The organism is Nocardioides sp. T2.26MG-1, from assembly GCF_950101795.1.
GTDB lineage: Bacteria > Actinomycetota > Actinomycetes > Propionibacteriales > Nocardioidaceae > Nocardioides.
In genome coordinates this window covers 411114-427450 of record NZ_CATNLZ010000001.1, presented here as the reverse complement: position 1 = coordinate 427450, position 16337 = coordinate 411114, and the positions used below count along the sequence as shown (strand labels likewise).

At 72.3% G+C, this 16337-nt stretch carries 16 protein-coding genes and 1 riboswitch; of the genes, 9 read left to right on the top strand and 7 right to left on the bottom strand.

Annotation, left to right across the window (positions count from 1 at the left end):
* Nucleotides 1-6: 6 nt before the first annotated feature.
* A complete protein-coding gene (locus QQZ14_RS02090; RefSeq protein WP_284532507.1) occupies nt 7-1071 on the top strand; it encodes an MBL fold metallo-hydrolase in 1065 nt (354 codons plus the stop codon).
* On the opposite strand, the gene QQZ14_RS02085 is transcribed toward QQZ14_RS02090, so the two are convergent.
* Together QQZ14_RS02085 and QQZ14_RS02080 are read right to left on the bottom strand one after the other, a co-directional pair.
* On the bottom strand, nt 1061-1489 hold the full coding sequence (locus tag QQZ14_RS02085; protein WP_284532506.1) for a GNAT family N-acetyltransferase: 429 nt from the start codon (nt 1487-1489) through the stop codon (nt 1061-1063). The two genes, QQZ14_RS02090 and QQZ14_RS02085, sit on opposite strands and share 11 nt — an antisense overlap.
* Nucleotides 1486-2412 (bottom strand): alpha/beta hydrolase, encoded by a 927-nt coding sequence (locus QQZ14_RS02080; protein WP_284532505.1) that lies wholly within the window; start codon nt 2410-2412, stop codon nt 1486-1488. The genes QQZ14_RS02085 and QQZ14_RS02080 overlap by 4 nt, the downstream gene beginning before the upstream one ends.
* Nucleotides 2413-2505: 93 nt before the next feature.
* Between QQZ14_RS02080 and QQZ14_RS02075 the strand changes: the two genes are divergently transcribed.
* The 6 genes from QQZ14_RS02075 to QQZ14_RS02050 all read left to right on the top strand — a co-directional run bounded on the left by QQZ14_RS02075 (nt 2506) and on the right by QQZ14_RS02050 (nt 9236).
* Entirely contained in the window at nt 2506-3093 is a 588-nt protein-coding gene (locus QQZ14_RS02075) for a carboxymuconolactone decarboxylase family protein (RefSeq protein WP_284532504.1), read from the top strand.
* Nucleotides 3090-3968: an RNA polymerase sigma-70 factor gene (locus QQZ14_RS02070; RefSeq protein WP_284532503.1), complete on the top strand. Its 879-nt coding sequence runs from the start codon at nt 3090-3092 to the stop codon at nt 3966-3968. Before QQZ14_RS02075 ends, QQZ14_RS02070 begins: the two co-directional genes overlap by 4 nt.
* Nucleotides 3969-4327: 359 nt before the next feature.
* Nucleotides 4328-4438, top strand: a riboswitch (TPP riboswitch).
* Entirely contained in the window at nt 4434-5510 is a 1077-nt protein-coding gene (locus tag QQZ14_RS02065; protein WP_284532502.1) for a thiamine ABC transporter substrate-binding protein, read from the top strand. Its footprint overlaps the riboswitch before it by 5 nt.
* Nucleotides 5511-5517: 7 nt before the next feature.
* Entirely contained in the window at nt 5518-7176 is a 1659-nt protein-coding gene (locus QQZ14_RS02060; protein ID WP_284532501.1) for an ABC transporter permease, read from the top strand.
* Nucleotides 7176-8165: an ABC transporter ATP-binding protein gene (locus tag QQZ14_RS02055; protein ID WP_284532500.1), complete on the top strand. Its 990-nt coding sequence runs from the start codon at nt 7176-7178 to the stop codon at nt 8163-8165. Before QQZ14_RS02060 ends, QQZ14_RS02055 begins: the two co-directional genes overlap by 1 nt.
* A gap of 27 nt (nt 8166-8192) precedes the next feature.
* Nucleotides 8193-9236, top strand: coding sequence for a phosphatase PAP2 family protein (locus QQZ14_RS02050; RefSeq protein ID WP_284532499.1), 1044 nt, complete (start codon nt 8193-8195; stop codon nt 9234-9236).
* Between the two features lie 70 nt (nt 9237-9306).
* On the opposite strand, the gene QQZ14_RS02045 is transcribed toward QQZ14_RS02050, so the two are convergent.
* From QQZ14_RS02045 to QQZ14_RS02030, 4 genes are all read right to left on the bottom strand, one after another.
* Entirely contained in the window at nt 9307-9705 is a 399-nt protein-coding gene (locus tag QQZ14_RS02045) for a Zn-ribbon domain-containing OB-fold protein (RefSeq protein ID WP_284532498.1), read from the bottom strand.
* A 5-nt stretch (nt 9706-9710) separates the two neighbouring features.
* The gene (locus tag QQZ14_RS02040) at nt 9711-10031 is read right to left on the bottom strand and encodes a thiolase C-terminal domain-containing protein (protein ID WP_446740471.1); all 321 of its coding nucleotides are present in this window, start codon (nt 10029-10031) and stop codon (nt 9711-9713) included.
* On the bottom strand, nt 10032-10988 hold the full coding sequence (locus tag QQZ14_RS02035; protein WP_284532496.1) for a thiolase family protein: 957 nt from the start codon (nt 10986-10988) through the stop codon (nt 10032-10034). It abuts the gene before it with no gap.
* 104 nt (nt 10989-11092) lie between these two features.
* Nucleotides 11093-12073, bottom strand: a complete 981-nt coding sequence (locus tag QQZ14_RS02030) for a helix-turn-helix domain-containing protein (RefSeq protein WP_284532495.1) — start codon at nt 12071-12073, stop codon at nt 11093-11095.
* Nucleotides 12074-12316: 243 nt separating this feature from the next.
* On the opposite strand from QQZ14_RS02030, the gene QQZ14_RS02025 reads away from it, so the two are divergent.
* Nucleotides 12317-13621 carry a C40 family peptidase gene (locus tag QQZ14_RS02025; protein WP_284532494.1) on the top strand — a complete coding sequence of 435 codons (1305 nt, stop codon included), beginning with the start codon at nt 12317-12319 and terminating at the stop codon, nt 13619-13621.
* Between the two features lie 71 nt (nt 13622-13692).
* On the top strand, nt 13693-15654 hold the full coding sequence (locus tag QQZ14_RS02020; protein WP_284532493.1) for an acyl-CoA dehydrogenase family protein: 1962 nt from the start codon (nt 13693-13695) through the stop codon (nt 15652-15654).
* Between the two features lie 109 nt (nt 15655-15763).
* Here QQZ14_RS02020 and QQZ14_RS02015 read toward each other — a convergent pair whose 3' ends face one another.
* Complete coding sequence (locus QQZ14_RS02015; RefSeq protein WP_284532492.1) at nt 15764-16273, bottom strand: inorganic diphosphatase; 510 nt, start codon at nt 16271-16273, stop codon at nt 15764-15766.
* Nucleotides 16274-16337: the final 64 nt, after the last annotated feature.

The following is a 16337-nucleotide window of genomic DNA, read 5'->3' as shown; positions in this document are numbered from 1 at the left end:
CGCGACGTGACCACCTCCACCCCCACGGCGTACGCCGTCTCGCCCGACTCCGGCGAGCACTGGAGCAAGGAGGGGGCCTGGCGGGTCGCCGAGGGCATCCACCGGATCCCGCTGCCGCTGCCGATGGACGGGCTCAAGGCGATCAACGTCTACGTGATCGAGACCGCCGACGGGCTCACCCTGGTCGACGGCGGCTGGGCGATCGAGGTCGCCCGCGACCTGCTCGAGCGGTGCCTGCGCCAGGTGGGCTACGGGTTCGGGGACATCCGCCGGTTCCTGGTCACCCACGTGCACCGCGACCACTTCACGATGGCGACCGTCCTGGGGCACGAGTACGGCGCGGACGTGGCGCTCGGCCTCGGCGAGAAGCCGGCCCTCGAGCTGCTGAACGACCCGACGCTCGACGAGAGCCCGTTCCTCGACGTACTGCGGACCGCCGGCGCGCACGAGATCGCGGAGCTCTGGGCCGCCGGCGGCGGCGAGCGCCCGGACATGTCGATGTGGATCCTCCCGGACACCTGGCTCGACGGCGACCACGAGATCCCGGTCGGCACCCGGGTGCTCGACGCCGTGCACACCCCGGGCCACACGCCCGGCCACTACGTCTTCGCCGAGAAGCAGGCTGGGCTGCTGTTCGCCGGCGACCACGTGCTGCCGACGATCACGCCCTCGATCGGCTTCACCGTGCCGCCGACGCCCGACCCGCTCGGCGACTTCATGGGCTCGCTGACCAAGGTGCGCGCGCTGCCCGACCTGCAGGTGCTCCCGGCCCACGGCCCGGTCGCGCCGTCGTCGCACGCCCGGGTCGACGAGCTGCTCGCGTTCCACGACCGCCGGCTCGAGCTGAGCCTCGCCGCGATCGCCGACGCGCCGGGGACCGGGTTCGACGTCGCCCACCAGCTCGCGTGGACGCGGCACGAGAAGGCGTACGACGAGCTCGACCTGTTCAGCCAGGGCCTGGCCGCGATGGAGACCAAGGCGCACCTCGAGCTGCTGGTCGCGCGGGGTCAGGCGACCCGCCAGGAGACCGAGGCGGGCGTGCTGTTCCAGGCTGCGCCGACTAGCGCGTGAGCCGCATCGGGGTGTGCGGGATCCCGTCCTCGAGGAACTCCGGCCCCGACACCGCGAACCCGAACGTCGCGTACCACGGAGCCAGCGGCGACTGGGCGTCGAGCACCACGTCGCGGCCCTTCGAGACCGAGAGCGCCGTATGCATGATGACGTCGGCCAGGCCACGACCGCGGGCCTCCGGTGCCAGCAGCACCCGTCCGATCCGCCAGCAGTCGCCGTCGTCGAGCACCCGGGCATAGCCGAACAGCGCGTCGTCGTCCATCAGCAGCACGTGCCTCGTCTCGGGCTCGACGTCACGACCGTCCAGGTCCGGGTAGGGGCAGGTCTGCTCGACGACGAACACGTCCTGGCGTGCCTTGCAGATGCCGTAGACGGCGAACGGGTCGAGCTGGTCGAACGGGACGGCGATGCACTTCACGAGAGGAACTCCAGGGTGCGGCGGTGGGCGGCCCGCGCCTCCGGGATGAGGGGGAGCAGCGGGTAGACGTGGATGAGGTCGTGCGCCTCGACGTAGGTGAGGTCCCAGTCGGTCTCGGCGGCCCGGCGCGCGAGCAGCCGGCACCCCGGGGCGAGGGTGTCGCGGGTGCCGCAGAACATCAGCGCCGGCGGCAGCCCGCCGAGGTCGGCCAGCGCCGGGCTCACCTCGGGACGACCCAGGTCCTCGGGCGACCCGGCCCACCACTCGGCGTACGCCTGCAGCTTGCCGAGGAACAGCCACGGGTCGCGGACCGTGAACCGCTCGGTCTCGGGGGTGCCCGCGGTGAGGTCGACCCACGGCGAGTGCAGCAGCAGCCGGGACGCCTGCGGGCCGCCCCGGTCGCGCAGCGTCAGCGCGATCGCGAGCGCGTAGCCGCCGCCGGCCGAGTCGCCGGCGAGCACCAGCTCCCCTGCGCCGCCGGCGTCCCCGGCCCACCGGGCCGCGAGCGCCGCGATCGCGTCGTGCGAGTCGCGCCAGGTGTGCTCCGGCGCGAGCGGGTAGTCGGGCAGCACGATCCGTGCGCCGAGGTCGGTGGCGAGGCGGCACACGTAGCGGACGTGGAACGGGTCGATCGGCGCGACGTACCCGCCGCCGTGGAGGTAGAGCACGGTGCGGTGCGGGTCGGTGCCGCGCGGCGTGACGACGTACGACGCGAACTCGCCGGCCGGCCCGGTCAGCACCTCGGTGACCACCGAGAACCGCTGCGCGAAACGCGGCACCAGCAGGGTCGGCAGCCGGCGCCCCAGGGTCGCGTGCCACTGCCCGATCCGCGCCCGCTCGGCCTCCGGGCTGTCCAGCTCACGCGAGCGCCGGAGCCGGGGGACCGCCCACGCGAGGGCCTCGTGGCGGCGGCTCGGGCTCATGCTCCGAGCCTCCCACAGGAGAGCTGTCACAGATCCGGCGCGGCCGGTGTCTGGTGGGCGACACCTCGAGACGACGAACCGAAGGAGAAGACGATGCCGAGCACGTTCCGCATCCCGAAGGCCCAGGTCACCGGTCTGTACGGGAAGGTGATGTCCGCCTACGCCCGCCGCACCTACGGCCAGATCCCCGACAACGCCTACGTCCTCTGGCACCACCGCGACGTCCTGAAGGCGGTCTTGAGGCTCGAGCAACGGGTAGCGAAGTGGCGCGCCCTCGACCCGACGCTGAAGTCCTACGCACAGCTGGCGAGCGCCGGTGTCATCGGCTGCAGCTGGTGCCTCGACTTCGGCTACTTCCTCGCCCACAACGAGGGGCTGGACCTCGCCAAGGTCAGGGAGGTGCCGCGCTGGCGCGAGTCCGACGTGTTCTCACCGCTGGAGCGCGAGGTCCTGGAGTACGCCGAGGCGATGAGCACCACGCCGCTGACCGTGACCGACGAGATGGTCGCGCGGCTGATCGACCAGCTCGGCACCGAGGCGGTCGTCGAGCTCACCCAGATGGTCGCGCTGGAGAACATGCGCTCGCGGTTCAACTCCGCCGCCGGGCTGCAGAGCCAGGGATATTCGGATGTGTGCGAGCTGCCGCTCGCCGTACCGTCTGCTGACGTGATGGGGTCATGAGCGCGCCCGACTCGACGGACGTCTTCCTCGCCCACCGCAACCTGCTCTTCACGGTCGCCTACGAGATGCTCGGCTCGGCCGCCGACGCCGAGGACGTCCTGCAGGAGACCTGGCTGCGGTGGGTCGACGTGGATCGGGCCGAGGTCCGCGACGACCGGGCCTATCTCGTGCGCATCACCACCCGGCTGGCGCTCAACCGGATGCGCGCCAACGCGCGGCGGCGGGAGGCGTACGTCGGGCCGTGGCTGCCCGAGCCGCTGCTCACCACCCCCGACGTGGCCGAGGACGTCGAGCTCGCCGACAGCGTCTCGCTCGCGATGCTCACCCTGCTGGAGACCCTGGGCCCCACCGAGCGCGCGGTCTTCGTGCTGCGCGAGGTCTTCGACTTCGGCTACGACGAGATCGCCGCCGCCGTCGACAAGACCCCGGCGGCCGTGCGCCAGATCGCGCACCGGGCCCGCAGTCACGTCGCCGAGCGCCAGCCCCGGGTGGCCGCGACGCCCTCGGAGCGCGAGCGGGTGATGCAGATGTTCCTGGCCGCGGCCGCGACCGGCGACGTGCAGAGCCTGATGGACGTGCTCGCCCCCGACGTCGTGCTGGTGACCGACGGCGGCGGCTTCAAGAAGGCCGCGCTCCGGCCGATCCTGGGCCGCGACAAGGTGCTGCGCTTCCTCGTGGCGGTGTCCGAGGGCGTCGACGCCGTCGCCGACGTGGTCGTCGTCAACGGCGCGCCGGCGCTGCGCCTGGTGGTCGACGGCGAGCTCGACACGGTCGCCTCGATGGTCGTCGAGGACGGCCTGGTCACCGGCCTCTACCTCGTGCGCAACCCGGCCAAGCTGGCCCGTCTCGACGCGGTGGTGACCCTCACCCGCTGACCGTGGTCGAGCCGTGGGGTGGTTTCGAGGCTCGCTGCGCTCGCACCTCAACCACCGGCGACCGCGCTCGCACCTCAACCACCGGTGGGTCTCCGAGCCCGGGGGTGGTTTCGAGGCTCGCTCCGCTCGCACCTCAACCACCGGCGACCGCGCTCGCACCTCAACCACCGACGACCGCGCCCGCACCTCAACCACCGGTGGGTCTCCGAGCGCGGGGGTGGTTTCGAGGCTCGCTGCGCTCGCACCTCAACCACCGACGACCGCGCTCGCACCTCAACCACCGACGACGGTGGTTGAGGTGCGAAGGCCGCTAGGCCTGAGCCTCGAAACCACCATCCGGGCAGCAGCGGTACTGTTCGACCACAACGCAGGGGAGCACGCCAACGACGTGCTGAGAGTGCGGATCCGCCGCAGACCCTATGAACCTGATCCGGTTAGCACCGGCGAAGGGAGTCGGAGTTGAGAATGTCCCGTGCCCTGGCACCAGTCATCGCAGCATCGGTCGTGGCCCTGGCGGTCAGCGGCTGCTCGACCATCGGCAGCGGCTCGGACGGAGACGCCACCGACGGCGCATCCGGGGCCGACAAGCCGAGCCGGGTCGTGCTGGTCACCCACGACTCGTTCGTGCTGCCCAAGCCGTTGATCAAGCAGTTCGAGCAGGAGTCGGGCTACGACCTCGTGGTCCGTGCCACCGGCGACGCCGGGATCCTCACCAACAAGCTGGTGCTGACCAAGGACGACCCGCTCGGCGACGTGGCGTTCGGGGTCGACAACACGTTCGCCTCGCGGGCGCTCGACGAGGGCGTGTTCGCGGCGTACGACGCGCCCCTGCCCGCCGGCGCCGAGGACTACCGGCTCCCCGGCGACGACGACCACGCCCTGACGCCGGTCGACAACGGCAACGTGTGCGTCAACGTCGACGACACCTGGTTCGCCGACCACGACCTGGCCGAGCCGGAGACGCTCGACGACCTCGCCGACCCGGCGTACAAGAACCTCTTCGTGCTGCCCGGCGCGGCGACCAGCTCGCCGGGCATGGCGTTCCTGCTGACGACGATCGCGGCGTACGGCGAGGACGGGTGGCAGGACTACTGGACGAAGCTGATGGACAACGGTGCCAAGCTCACGGCCGGGTGGTCGGACGCCTACGAGGTCGACTTCACCCAGGGCGGCGGCAAGGGCGACCGCCCGATCGTGCTGTCCTACGACTCCTCGCCGGCCTTCACGGTGTCCGGCGGCCGGAGCACGACCAGCGCGCTGCTGGACACCTGCTTCCGCCAGGTGGAGTACGCCGGCGTGCTGGCCGGCGCCGCGAACCCCGACGGCGCCGAGCAGCTGGTCGACTTCCTGCTGAGCCCCGACGTGCAGGCCGCGCTCCCGGAGAGCATGTACGTGTTCCCGGTGGACCCGTCGGTGGAGCTGCCGCAGGAGTGGGCGAAGTTCGCGGAGCAGCCGACCGATCCCTACGCGGTCGACCCGGCCGAGGTCAGCGCGAACCGCGACGACTGGCTGCGGGAGTGGAGCGACATCACCTCCCGATGACCCACCCATGACCACGCCGATGACCACGCCGATGAGTCGGGCGCTCACGCTGGCCGGCCTGGCCGCCGTACCCCTGGCGGTGCTGGGCGTGTTCTTCGTGCTCCCGGTCAGCGGCATGGTGTCGGAGGGCTTCGTCGTCGACGGGCGCTTCGACCCCGGCGGCGTGCTCGAGGTCCTCGGCCGCCCGCGCGTGCACCGGGTGCTGTGGTTCACCGTGTGGTCCTCGACGGTCGCGACCCTGGTCGCCGTCCTGCTCGGGCTGCCGGCCGCGCACCTGTTGCACCGCCGGCGGTTCCCCGGGCAGCGGGTGCTGCGGTCGCTGCTGCTGGTGCCGTTCGTGCTGCCCACGGTGGTGGTCGGCGTCGCGTTCCGGGAGCTGATCGGCGAGGCGGGGCCGCTGGGCTTCCTGGGCCTGGACGGGTCGGCGGCCGCGATCGTGGCCGGCCTGGTGTTCTTCAACGTGGCCGTGGTGATCCGCGCCGTCGGCGCGGCGTGGGAGTCGCTGGACCCGCGCCCGGCGGAGGCCGCGGCGGCGCTCGGTGCGAGCCCGGTCCAGGTGCTGCGCACGGTGACGCTCCCGGCGCTGCGGCCGGCGATCGTCAGCGCCGCGAGCGTGGTGTTCCTGTTCTGCGCCACGGCGTTCGGGGTGGTGCTGACGCTGGGGGGCCTGCGCTACTCGTCGGTCGAGACCGAGATCTACCTGCTCACCACCAACCTGCTCGACCTGCAGGCCGCCGCGGCCCTCTCGATCCTCCAGCTGCTGGCGATCACCGGCCTCCTGGTCGTGACCGGCCGGCTGCGCGCCGTACCCGATCCGGCGCTGAGCCGGTCGACCGCCCGACCGCCGCGGCCGTCGCCCGGCGACTGGCCGGGCGTGGTCACGACCGCGCTGGTGCTGCTCCTGGTCGGGACACCGCTGGCGGCCCTCGTGACCGGGTCGCTGCGGGTCGGCGACACGTGGAGCCTCGCCAACTACCGGGCGCTGGGCGGTGAGGGCGACCAGCAGGCGTTGCTGGTGCCGGTCGGCGACGCGTTGGTCACCTCGCTGCGCACGGCGGTCGACGCCACCTGGATGTCGCTGTCGCTGGGCGTCCTGGTCGCGGTCGTGGTCACCCGCCGGTCGCGCTCACGCACCGAGCGGCGGGTGCGCGGCCTGCTCGACGGGCTGTTCATGCTCCCGCTCGGGGTCTCGGCGGTCACGCTCGGCTTCGGCTTCCTGATCACCCTGGACCGGCCGCCGCTGGACCTGCGCGACTCCCTGCTCCTGGTGCCGATCGCCCAGGCGCTGGTGGCGCTGCCGCTCGTCGTACGCACGCTGGTGCCCGTGCTCGGCGGCATCGACGACCGCCAGCGTCAGGCCGCGGCCTCGCTGGGTGCGGGCCCGCTGCGCACGTTCGCGACCGTCGACCTGCCGGCCATGTGGCGGCCGCTCACCGCGGCGGCCGGGTTCGCGTTCGCGGTGTCGCTCGGGGAGTTCGGCGCCACCTCGTTCCTGGCCCGCGAGGACCACCCCACGCTGCCGATCGTGATCTTCCGCCTCATCGGGCACCCCGGTGCGATGAACTACGGCATGGCCCTCGCCGCATCCGTCGTCCTCGCCGCTACGACCGCCGCCGTGATGCTGGCCGTCGACCGGCTCCGGGTGTCCTCGGTGGGGGCGTTCTGATGCTGACCCTCGACCGTCTCACCGTGGCGTACGACGGCACCCCGGCCGTCGTCGACGCCTCCCTGGAGCTCGAGGACGGGCACGTGCTCGCGGTCCTCGGGCCGAGCGGGTCGGGCAAGTCGACGCTGCTGCGGGCGGTCGCGGGTCTCGAGCCGCCGGTGTCCGGCCGGATCTGCTGGGACGACGAGGACCTGGCCGGCGTGCCGACGCACAAGCGCGGCTTCGCGCTGATGTTCCAGGACGGGCAGCTGTTCGCCCACCTCACCGTCGCCCGCAACGTCGGCTACGCGTTGCGGCTGCGGCGTACGCCCCGGGCCGCGGAGCGCGTCGAGGAGCTGCTCGCGCTGGTCGGGCTGGAGGGGTACGCCGAACGCCTCCCCGCCACGCTCTCCGGGGGCGAGCGGCAGCGGGTGGCGCTGGCCCGCTCGCTCGCGGTCTCACCGCGGCTGCTGCTGCTCGACGAACCCCTGTCGGCGCTGGACGCCGGGCTGCGCGAGCGGCTCGCGACCGACCTGCGCGAGATCCTCCAGTCGGCCGGCACCACCGCGCTGATGGTCACCCACGACCAGGACGAGGCCTACGCGGTGGCCGACCGGCTCGCGGTGATGCGCGGCGGCCGGATCGTCCAGCAGGGCGAGATCGGCGCGGTGTGGCGGGCCCCGGCCGACCCCGAGACCGCGCTGTTCCTCGGCTACGCCCGGGTGCTCGAGGGTGCCGCGGCGGCGACCCTGCTCCGGGCGGCCGGGCTGCCCGTGGCGCCGGCGGTCGCCGTACGCCGCTCGGCGCTCGTCGTCGACGCCGACGGGCCGTTGCGGGGGCGCGTCGTGTCCGGGCGGGCGACCCCCGAGCTGATCCGCCTGGTGGTCGACGTCGAGGGCATCGGCGAGCTCGACGCGGTCGCGCGGCTGGGCTCGCACCCGGCCCCGGGCGACGGTGTGCGGCTCGGTGTGGACCCCGGCCGGCTGGCGGAGACACCTGCCGGGCACTGACCCCGCCAGGTCTCTACACTGACGTCCGTGTATCGCCGTGCCTACGCCCTGCTGGTGGGCAACGCCGTCGTCATGGGCGTGGTGGCGATCGTGGTCGCGATCATCTACGACAAGCGGCTGATCGACCCCGAGGGCAGCTTCCTCGGGCCCTCGTGGCTGCGGCTGCCGCTGCTGCTGCTCGGCGCGCTGGCGCTCGACATGGTGCCGCGGACGCTGTGGTTCTCGAAGATGAACCCGACGCTGATGCCCGCGATCGTGCGCGAGCGCTGGCGCACCCACTGGAACCGCGAGCGGCTCACGCTGGTCGCCCTCGGCGTCATCTGCTTCTACGTCGTCTACGTGAGCTACCGCAACCTGAAGTCCTTCCTGCCGTTCGTGCGCGACAGCATGTACGACCGGGAGCTCCACTACCTCGACCGCGCACTGCTGTTCGGCCACGACCCGGCGCACGTCCTGCACGGGCTGCTCGGCGAGGGGTTCATGGCCTGGCCGCTGTCCTACGTCTACCTGTGGTTCCTGCCGCTGGTGCCGCTGGCGGTCACGGCGTGGCTGGTGTGGTCGCGCAACCTCTCCTACGGCTACTGGTTCGTGACCTCGCAGTGCGTCGCGTGGTCGCTGGGCACCGCGTCGTACTACGCGCTGCCGACCCTTGGACCGGGCCTCGAGTACACCTGGCTGTACGACAGCCTGCCGAACACGCCGACCAGCCAGCTGATGGAGTCCCTGGCCTACGGCCGCAACAAGGTCTACTGGGGCGTGGTCCAGGACGCGGTGCAGTCCGTGGCCGGCTTCGCGAGCCTGCACGTGGCGATCACCCTGCTGGTGGCGCTGATGATCCAGTACACCGTCCGCTCCCAGGCGCTGCGATGGGTCTTCTGGATCAACTTCGGGGTCACCGTCGTCGCCACCCTCTACTTCGGCTGGCACTACATCGCCGACGACGTGGCCGGCGTGATGATCGCGCTCGTCTCGTTCTATGTCGGCGGCATCGCCAGCGGCCAGAAGTTCGACAAGCACGGCCTCGCCTCGCACCCCACGACCACCACCTCGGCGGTCCCGGTCGACCGCTGATGGGGGTAGTCCCTGACGATCGGGCCCCTTGGGAACGTTCCCACGGGGCTCTTCCGTCAGGGACTACCGCTCAGGCCAGCCGGAAGGTGAGCACCGGCAGGTCGTCGGTGGGCAGCACCTCGGCGACCACGGGGAGCGGCAGCCGCGGGTAGAGCTCGGCGATCGCCTCGGGCGTCCCGTCGACGCCCTGCAGCATGCCCTGCACGGTCACGCCCTCCTCGAGGATCACGTGCGCGTAGGCGTACGGCGCGTACGGCACGAACCGTGGGTGGCAGGCGGCCAGGTTGTGCGAGGCGAACAGCAGCGTGCCCCGCCCGGACAGCTCCAGGTCGGTCGCGGCGTACGACCCGCACGACTGGCAGCACGTCGTCGCCGGGAACGTGATCGCCCGGCAGTCGTTGCAGCGGTGGGCCACCAGGCGACCCTCGGCGAGCGCCTCGTAGTAGTCCCGCACCAGCGATGTGGTCATGGCGTTCAGCTCCCCTGGAAGATCAGTACGTTGGAGACGATCGCGTAGCCCTGCACCATCAGGGCGGCGGTCTCGGGTGGCTTCGGGACCTGGCGGGACCCGGCGAGACCGCGCATCTGCGTGACGATCTCGTGGATGTCCGAGCCGGACGACGCGGCCCACGCGTGCCCGAACGCGTGCCGGCCGCCGTGGGTGGCCATCGGGCGGTCGCCGTCGAAGCGGGTGCGTCCCTCGTACGCCGCCTTCAGCCCCTCGCCGTGCGCCAGGTAGCCGATCTCCTCGGCCATCACCAGCGACATGATGTGCGAGCAGTCGTGGGTGTGCAGCTATTCGAGGTCGTGCGGCCCGACGCCCGACATCTCGAACGCCTTCTTGATCGCGGCCCGGTCCACGGCCCAGTCGGTGGGGTCCTCGTGGTACCACGGCAGGTCGGACACGGCCTGGCCGAAGCCCTTGAGCTCGACCGGCTGGGACGGCAGGCCTTTCGCGAGGTCGGCGCGCATCAGCACCACCGCGGCGGCGCCGTCGGCGGCCTTGACGAGGCTGCGCAGCCGGGCCGGCCAGGACAGGAACGGGTTGGCCTCGGAGGTCCACATGCTCCAGGCGTCGGCGTACCCGAGCCGGGCCGCCTCGTCCTCGAGCGTCTCGCGGATCATCGCCCGGTCGGTCAGCGCCGCGTGCATCCGGCGGGTGCGCGACAGCTCGAACATCGCGCGGTCGTACTCCTCGAAGGAGACGCCGTACTTGCGCATGTAGCCCTGCGCGATGATGCCGTTGTACGTCGAGAAGATCTCGTAGCCCTGCGGCTCGCCGTACGCCTGGTTGACGCAGTAGTCGGTCCAGAGCCACATGGTCTCGTTGTCGATGTCCTCGCGCTCGTAGGGGCTGGTGCCCTGCGGGCGGTTGCCGGTGGCCTCGACGCCGACGACGAGGGCGGTGTCGATCGCGCCGGACGCGATGGCCTGGGCGGCCAGGCAGAGGCCGGTGGCGGTGGTCGCGCAGGCGGCGTCGATGTGGACGCCCATCGCGAGCTGGGTGCCCATCCACTTCGACAGCTGGCTGTAGGTGGCCGGCAGCTGGGAGGAGTGGGTCATCACGTTGCCGACGTAGACCGCGTCCACGTCGGGTCCGCGGATCCCGGAGTCCTCGAGTGCCTCGCGGGCGGCGCGGGCGGCGAGCTCCTGGAGCGTGAGTCCGGCGATCTCCGGTCGGGTGCGGAGGTTGCCGAACGGTGTGCAGCCGACTCCCGTCACGACGACGGGGGCGGTGAGGCGTGTGGTCATGGGAGCGCCTCCTTCCTCTGCCTCCGACGCTAGGAAGGTGAGCGGGGGTCGCCCATGGCTGTGGCCGCAGGCCTCTGGCCGCTCCCTGCACACCACCCCGACGTTCAGCCGGACGGAACGGGGGGCGAGGCGGCCTGGCTGGGCGGGTAGCCGTAGTGGGCGCGGAAGGCGCGGCTGAAGTGCGCGGGATCGGTGAAGCCCCAGCGGCGGGCGACCTGGTGGATCGCGAGGTCGCGGCCGGGACGCGTGAGGTCGGCGTGCGCGCGGGCGAGCCGGCGTCGGCGCACGTAGGCCTGGACGGTGTCGCCCTCCTCCTCGAACAGCGCGTAGAGCAGGCGCTCGGAGACCGCGTGGTGGCGCGCGATGGCGCGCGGCGAGAGCGTCGGGTCGCCGAGTCGGGCCTCGATGTAGCCCTTCACCCGCTGCCGCAGCTCGTGGCGACGGGCGGTGCCGCTGGCCGGGGTGCTCAGCGTCGAGAGCGCGGCGCCGAGCAGCTCGAGCGCGGCGTTGCCGGCGCCGGCCGCGGCCTCGGGCGTGAGCTCCAGCGTCGTGACGAAGCTGAGGTAGGACGTCAGCAGCAGTCGCGCCGAGTTGGGGCGCAGCAGCCGGGCCGTGGTGAGCTCGGGGCTGGGCACCACGTCGCGGAACCGCGCCACCGGCACCAGCAGCGTCTGCTTGCGCAGCGGCTCGAGCACGTCGAAGCGGATCGGCCGAGCGGAGTGCCAGGCGACCACGTCGCCGGCGCCGACCGCGATCTGGTCGTCGTCCTGCGTCAGCACCTCCCGGCCGTCGCGGACCACCAGCACCCCGACGTACTCGCCCTCGGTGCGGCGCAGGTCCGAGCGCAGCCGCTGCCCACCGCACAGGCCACACCAGGTGTCGAGCAGCTGGATGTCGCCGAGCCGGCGGCGCAGGATCCGGCCGTCGGTGGGCGGCCCGCTCTCGCGGACCCGGTCGAGCGTCCAGGGCAGGTGGGTGCCGGACACGATCGAGCGCCAGGCCTCGTCGCGGTCGCGGGCGCCGACCTGCGCCACGTCCCAGCGCTCGGCCCCGGCGACCTCCTCCGGCAGCAGGTCGGTGTCCACGACCCACCTCCTCTCCCGTGCCGCTCTCCACGCTAGGAGCGGTCGCGGGCCGTCGCCACGGTCCTTCGGCCCGACCTGCCGACCGGCGATCCGAGAATGACATTCATGTAATTCGTCAAGCCGACACGCCGACGAGTCTGAGAAAAGTGGGACAAAATGTTCCTTTTGGGACGAAAGTTGTCTAGCGTGCTCCAAGTGCCGCGAGGGGCCGGCACTCCGATCCACGACCTGGGAGACAGCACCGTGCGAGCTCGCAGCCTGATGGCGGCACTCGTCGCGACCCTCCTCGCCGGTGGCGTGCTCACCGGCGTGGCGGTCGCCGACGACAACACGCCCTCACGCCAGGACGTGCGCGCGGCTCGGGCCGCCGTACGGGACGGTGCCGACGACGTCGCCTCGGTGCGGGCCCGGCTCGCGGTCGCCAACCAGCGCCTCCAGGAGGCCGGGGTGCGGGCCGCCCAGGCGGCCGAGGCCTACAACGGCGCCCGGTGGCGGGCCACCCAGGCGCGCCACGAGGCGGCTGCGGCCCGGCAGCGCGCGCAGGTCGCCGCCGCCGACGTCGAGCGCCAGCGCCAGGCGTACGGCGACGCGCTGGTGTCGTCGTACGAGATGTCCCCCGGGCTGACGGCGCTCTCCGCGATCGCCGGGTCCGACGGGATCGGCGAGGTCGTCGACCAGACCACGACCCTGCAGAACGCCGAGAGCGCGCTGGACGCCAACTACGACGGGTTCCGCGCCGCCGCCACGCTGGCCGAGGTCTCGGTCCGCCAGGCCCAGGACGCCGAGGACGCGGCCGCCCGTGCGGTCGCCGACGCGCGGACGGCGAAGGATGCCGCGCGGGTCGCTGCCGACGGCGCGGCCGCCCAGGCGCAGGCGATCGCCGCGGAGAAGACCGCGCTGATCGCCCGGCTGGCCCAGCTCCAGCACGTCAGCGTGCAGGTCGCCCAGCGCCGCCAGTCCGCGCTCGAGGAGCAGGCCGCAGCCGCCGCGGCCGCCGCCGCCCAGGCCGCGGCCGAGGAGCAGCAGCCGACGCCCGCGCCCGCGGCGGACCCCGAGCCGACGCCGGACCCCGAGCCGACGCCGGACCCCGAGCCGACGCCCGACCCAAACCCGACGCCGGACCCCACGCCCCAGCCGACCCCGCAGCCCACGCAGCCCACGCAGCCCACGCCGCCGGCGCCCGCCTCGGGAGCGTCGGCCGCGATCGCCTTCGCCCGCGCCCAGATCGGCGAGCCCTACCGGTGGGGTGCCGCCGGTCCCAACGCGTGGGACTGCTCCGGCCTGACCATGGGGGCCTGGGCGGCCGGCGGCAGGTCGCTCCCGCACTACTCGGTCGCGCAGTACGAGCAGTCCACCCCGATCTCGCCCGGCCAGCTCCGACCAGGCGACCTGGTGTTCTGGGGGTCCTCCAGCGACCCGGGCTCGATCTACCACGTGGCGCTCTACGTCGGCGGCGGCACGATCCTGCACGCGCCGCGCACGGGCAGGCCCGTCACCCAGGAGTCGATGTACTACTGGATCCCGCCGAACTTCTACGCGCGGCCCTGATCCCCCGGATCGACGGGGGCAGAGGTCCAGATCACCGCTTGAGCCCGGTGCCGCCTGGGTAGCGTCCGTCCATGGCCACCGACACCGCCGTGCCCGCCTCGAGCGGCTACGTGCAGCCCGAGATCGACGTACCCGCCCTCACCGCCCTCCTCGACGGCACGTACGCCGAGGTCCGCGACCTGGTGCGCACCAACCTCGCCGAGTACGCCTCGATCCTCACCGACGCCGAGGAGATGTCGGTCGACGACTTCCGGGAGCGGGTCAAGGACGTCGTGGTCGAGATGGCCGCGACCGGGCAGACCGGGATGGGCTTCCCCGAGGAGTACGGCGGGGGCGGCGACATCGGCGCCTCGATCGCGGCGTTCGAGACCCTCGCGTACGGCGACCTCTCGGTGCTGGTCAAGGTCGGCGTGCAGTTCGGCCTCTTCGGGGGCGCGATCCTCCAGCTCGGCACCGAGGCCCACCACGACGCCTACCTGGCGGACCTGATCACGGGCAGGCTGATGGGCTGCTTCGCGATGACCGAGACCGGCCACGGCTCCAACGTGCAGGCGCTGGGCACGGTCGCGACGTACGACCCGGACGCCCAGGAGTTCGTGATCACCACGACCTCCGAGGACGCCCGCAAGGACTACATCGGCAACGCCGCCAAGCACGCCGACGTCGCGGTGGTGTTCGCCCAGCTCGAGGTCGGCGGCGCCTCCCAGGGTGTGCACGCGTTCGTGGTGCCGATCCGGGTCGACGGCGCACCGGCGCCCGGCGTGCGGATCGAGGACGACGGCCGCAAGATGGGGCTCAACGGCGTCGACAACGGGCGCCTCTGGTTCGACCACGTGCGGGTCCCGCGCACCGCCTTGCTCAACCGGTTCGCCGACGTGACGCCCGAGGGCGTCTACGAGAGCCCGATCGACAACCCCAACCGGCGCTTCTTCACGATGCTCGGCACGCTCGTCCAGGGCCGGGTGTGCGTCGGCGGCGGGGGCATCAACGCCGCCAAGGTGGCGCTGGCGATCGCGACCAAGTACGCCGTACGCCGCCGCCAGTTCGAGGCGACCTCGGACGAGCAGGAGGAGCTGCTGCTCGACTACGGGATGCACCAGCGCCGGCTGCTGCCGCTGATCGCGCGGACCTACGCGCTGCACTTCGCGCAGGAGGTCGTGGCGTCGCAGCTGCACGACGTCTTCTCGGGGGTGACCGACGACGAGCACGCCCGCCGCGAGCTCGAGTCGCGGGCCGCCGGCACCAAGGCGCTCGGCACCTGGCACGCGACCCGCACCATCCAGGAGTGCCGCGAGGCGTGCGGCGGCGCCGGCTACCTCTCGGTCAACCGGTTCGCCGCGCTCAAGGCCGACAGCGACATCTTCACGACGTTCGAGGGCGACAACCACGTGCTGCTGCAGCTGGTCGCCAAGGGGCTGCTCACCGACTACGCCAGCGAGTTCGAGGACCTCGACCAGCTCGGGATGGTCCGCTTCGTCACCGGCCTGGCCGTGGAGACCGTGATCGAGAAGACCTCGGTGCACAAGCTGCTCGAGCGGGTGCGCGACCTGCTGCCCGGCGGGGACCAGTGGGACCAGGAGGCGGGGCTGCTCGACCCGGACTACCAGCTCGCGATGCTGCGGTTCCGCGAGGAGCACATGCTCGCCGGGGTGGCCCGCCGGCTCAAGCGCGGCATGGACAATGGGATGAACCCGGGCGAGGTGTTCTCCCGTGTGCAGGACCACGTGATCGCGGCCGCGAACGCCCACGTGGAGCGGCTGGTGCTCGAGGCGTTCGTGGACAAGATCCGCAGCCAGCCCGACGGCGACCTCAAGGTCGCGCTCAACCTGCTGTGCGACCTGTTCGCGCTCACGACCATCGAGGCCGACCGGGCGTGGTTCATGGAGCACGGCCGGCTCACCGTCCCGCGGTCCAAGGCGATCAGTCGCGAGATCGGCAGCCTGTGCCGCAAGGTCCGCCCGCTCGCCGTCGACCTCGTCGACGCCTGGGCGATCCCGCCCGAGATGCTGCGCTCACCCGACCTGGTCGGCTAGCGCCGAGTTTCGTCGGTCGGCCGACAGATCTCGACCCTGGACGACAAAGCTTCGTCGTCCAGGCACGAGTTTCGTCGGCCGGCCGACGAAACTCGCGCGCCGCCCGGCCTCAGTGCCCGCCGGACTCCTTGAGCCGCGCGAACGACGCGTGCACCTCGGCCTCGGCCTCGGTGCGGCCGACCCACTCGGCGCCCTCGACGGACTTGCCGGGCTCGAGGTCCTTGTAGACCTCGAAGAAGTGCTGGATCTCGAGGCGGTCGAACTTCGAGACGTGGCTGATGTCGCGCAGGTGCTCGAGGCGCGGGTCGGTCGCGGGGACGCAGAGGACCTTGTCGTCGCCGCCGGCCTCGTCGGTCATCCGGAACATGCCGATCGCCCGGCAGCGGATCAGGCAGCCTGGGAATGTCGGCTCCTGGAGGATCACCATCGCGTCGAGCGGGTCGCCGTCGAGGCCGAGGGTGTTCTCGATGTAGCCGTAGTCGGCGGGGTACTGCGTCGAGGTGAACAGGGTCCGGTCGAGACGGATCCGTCCGGACTCGTGGTCGACCTCGTACTTGTTTCGCTGCCCCTTGGGGATCTCCACCAGCACGTCGAACTCGAGCACGTCTTCCTCCGCCATCGTCAGGGTTCATCGTCAGATCAGGGGCCCGCACGGCGGGCCGGGGGCCAGTCTCGCGCACAAT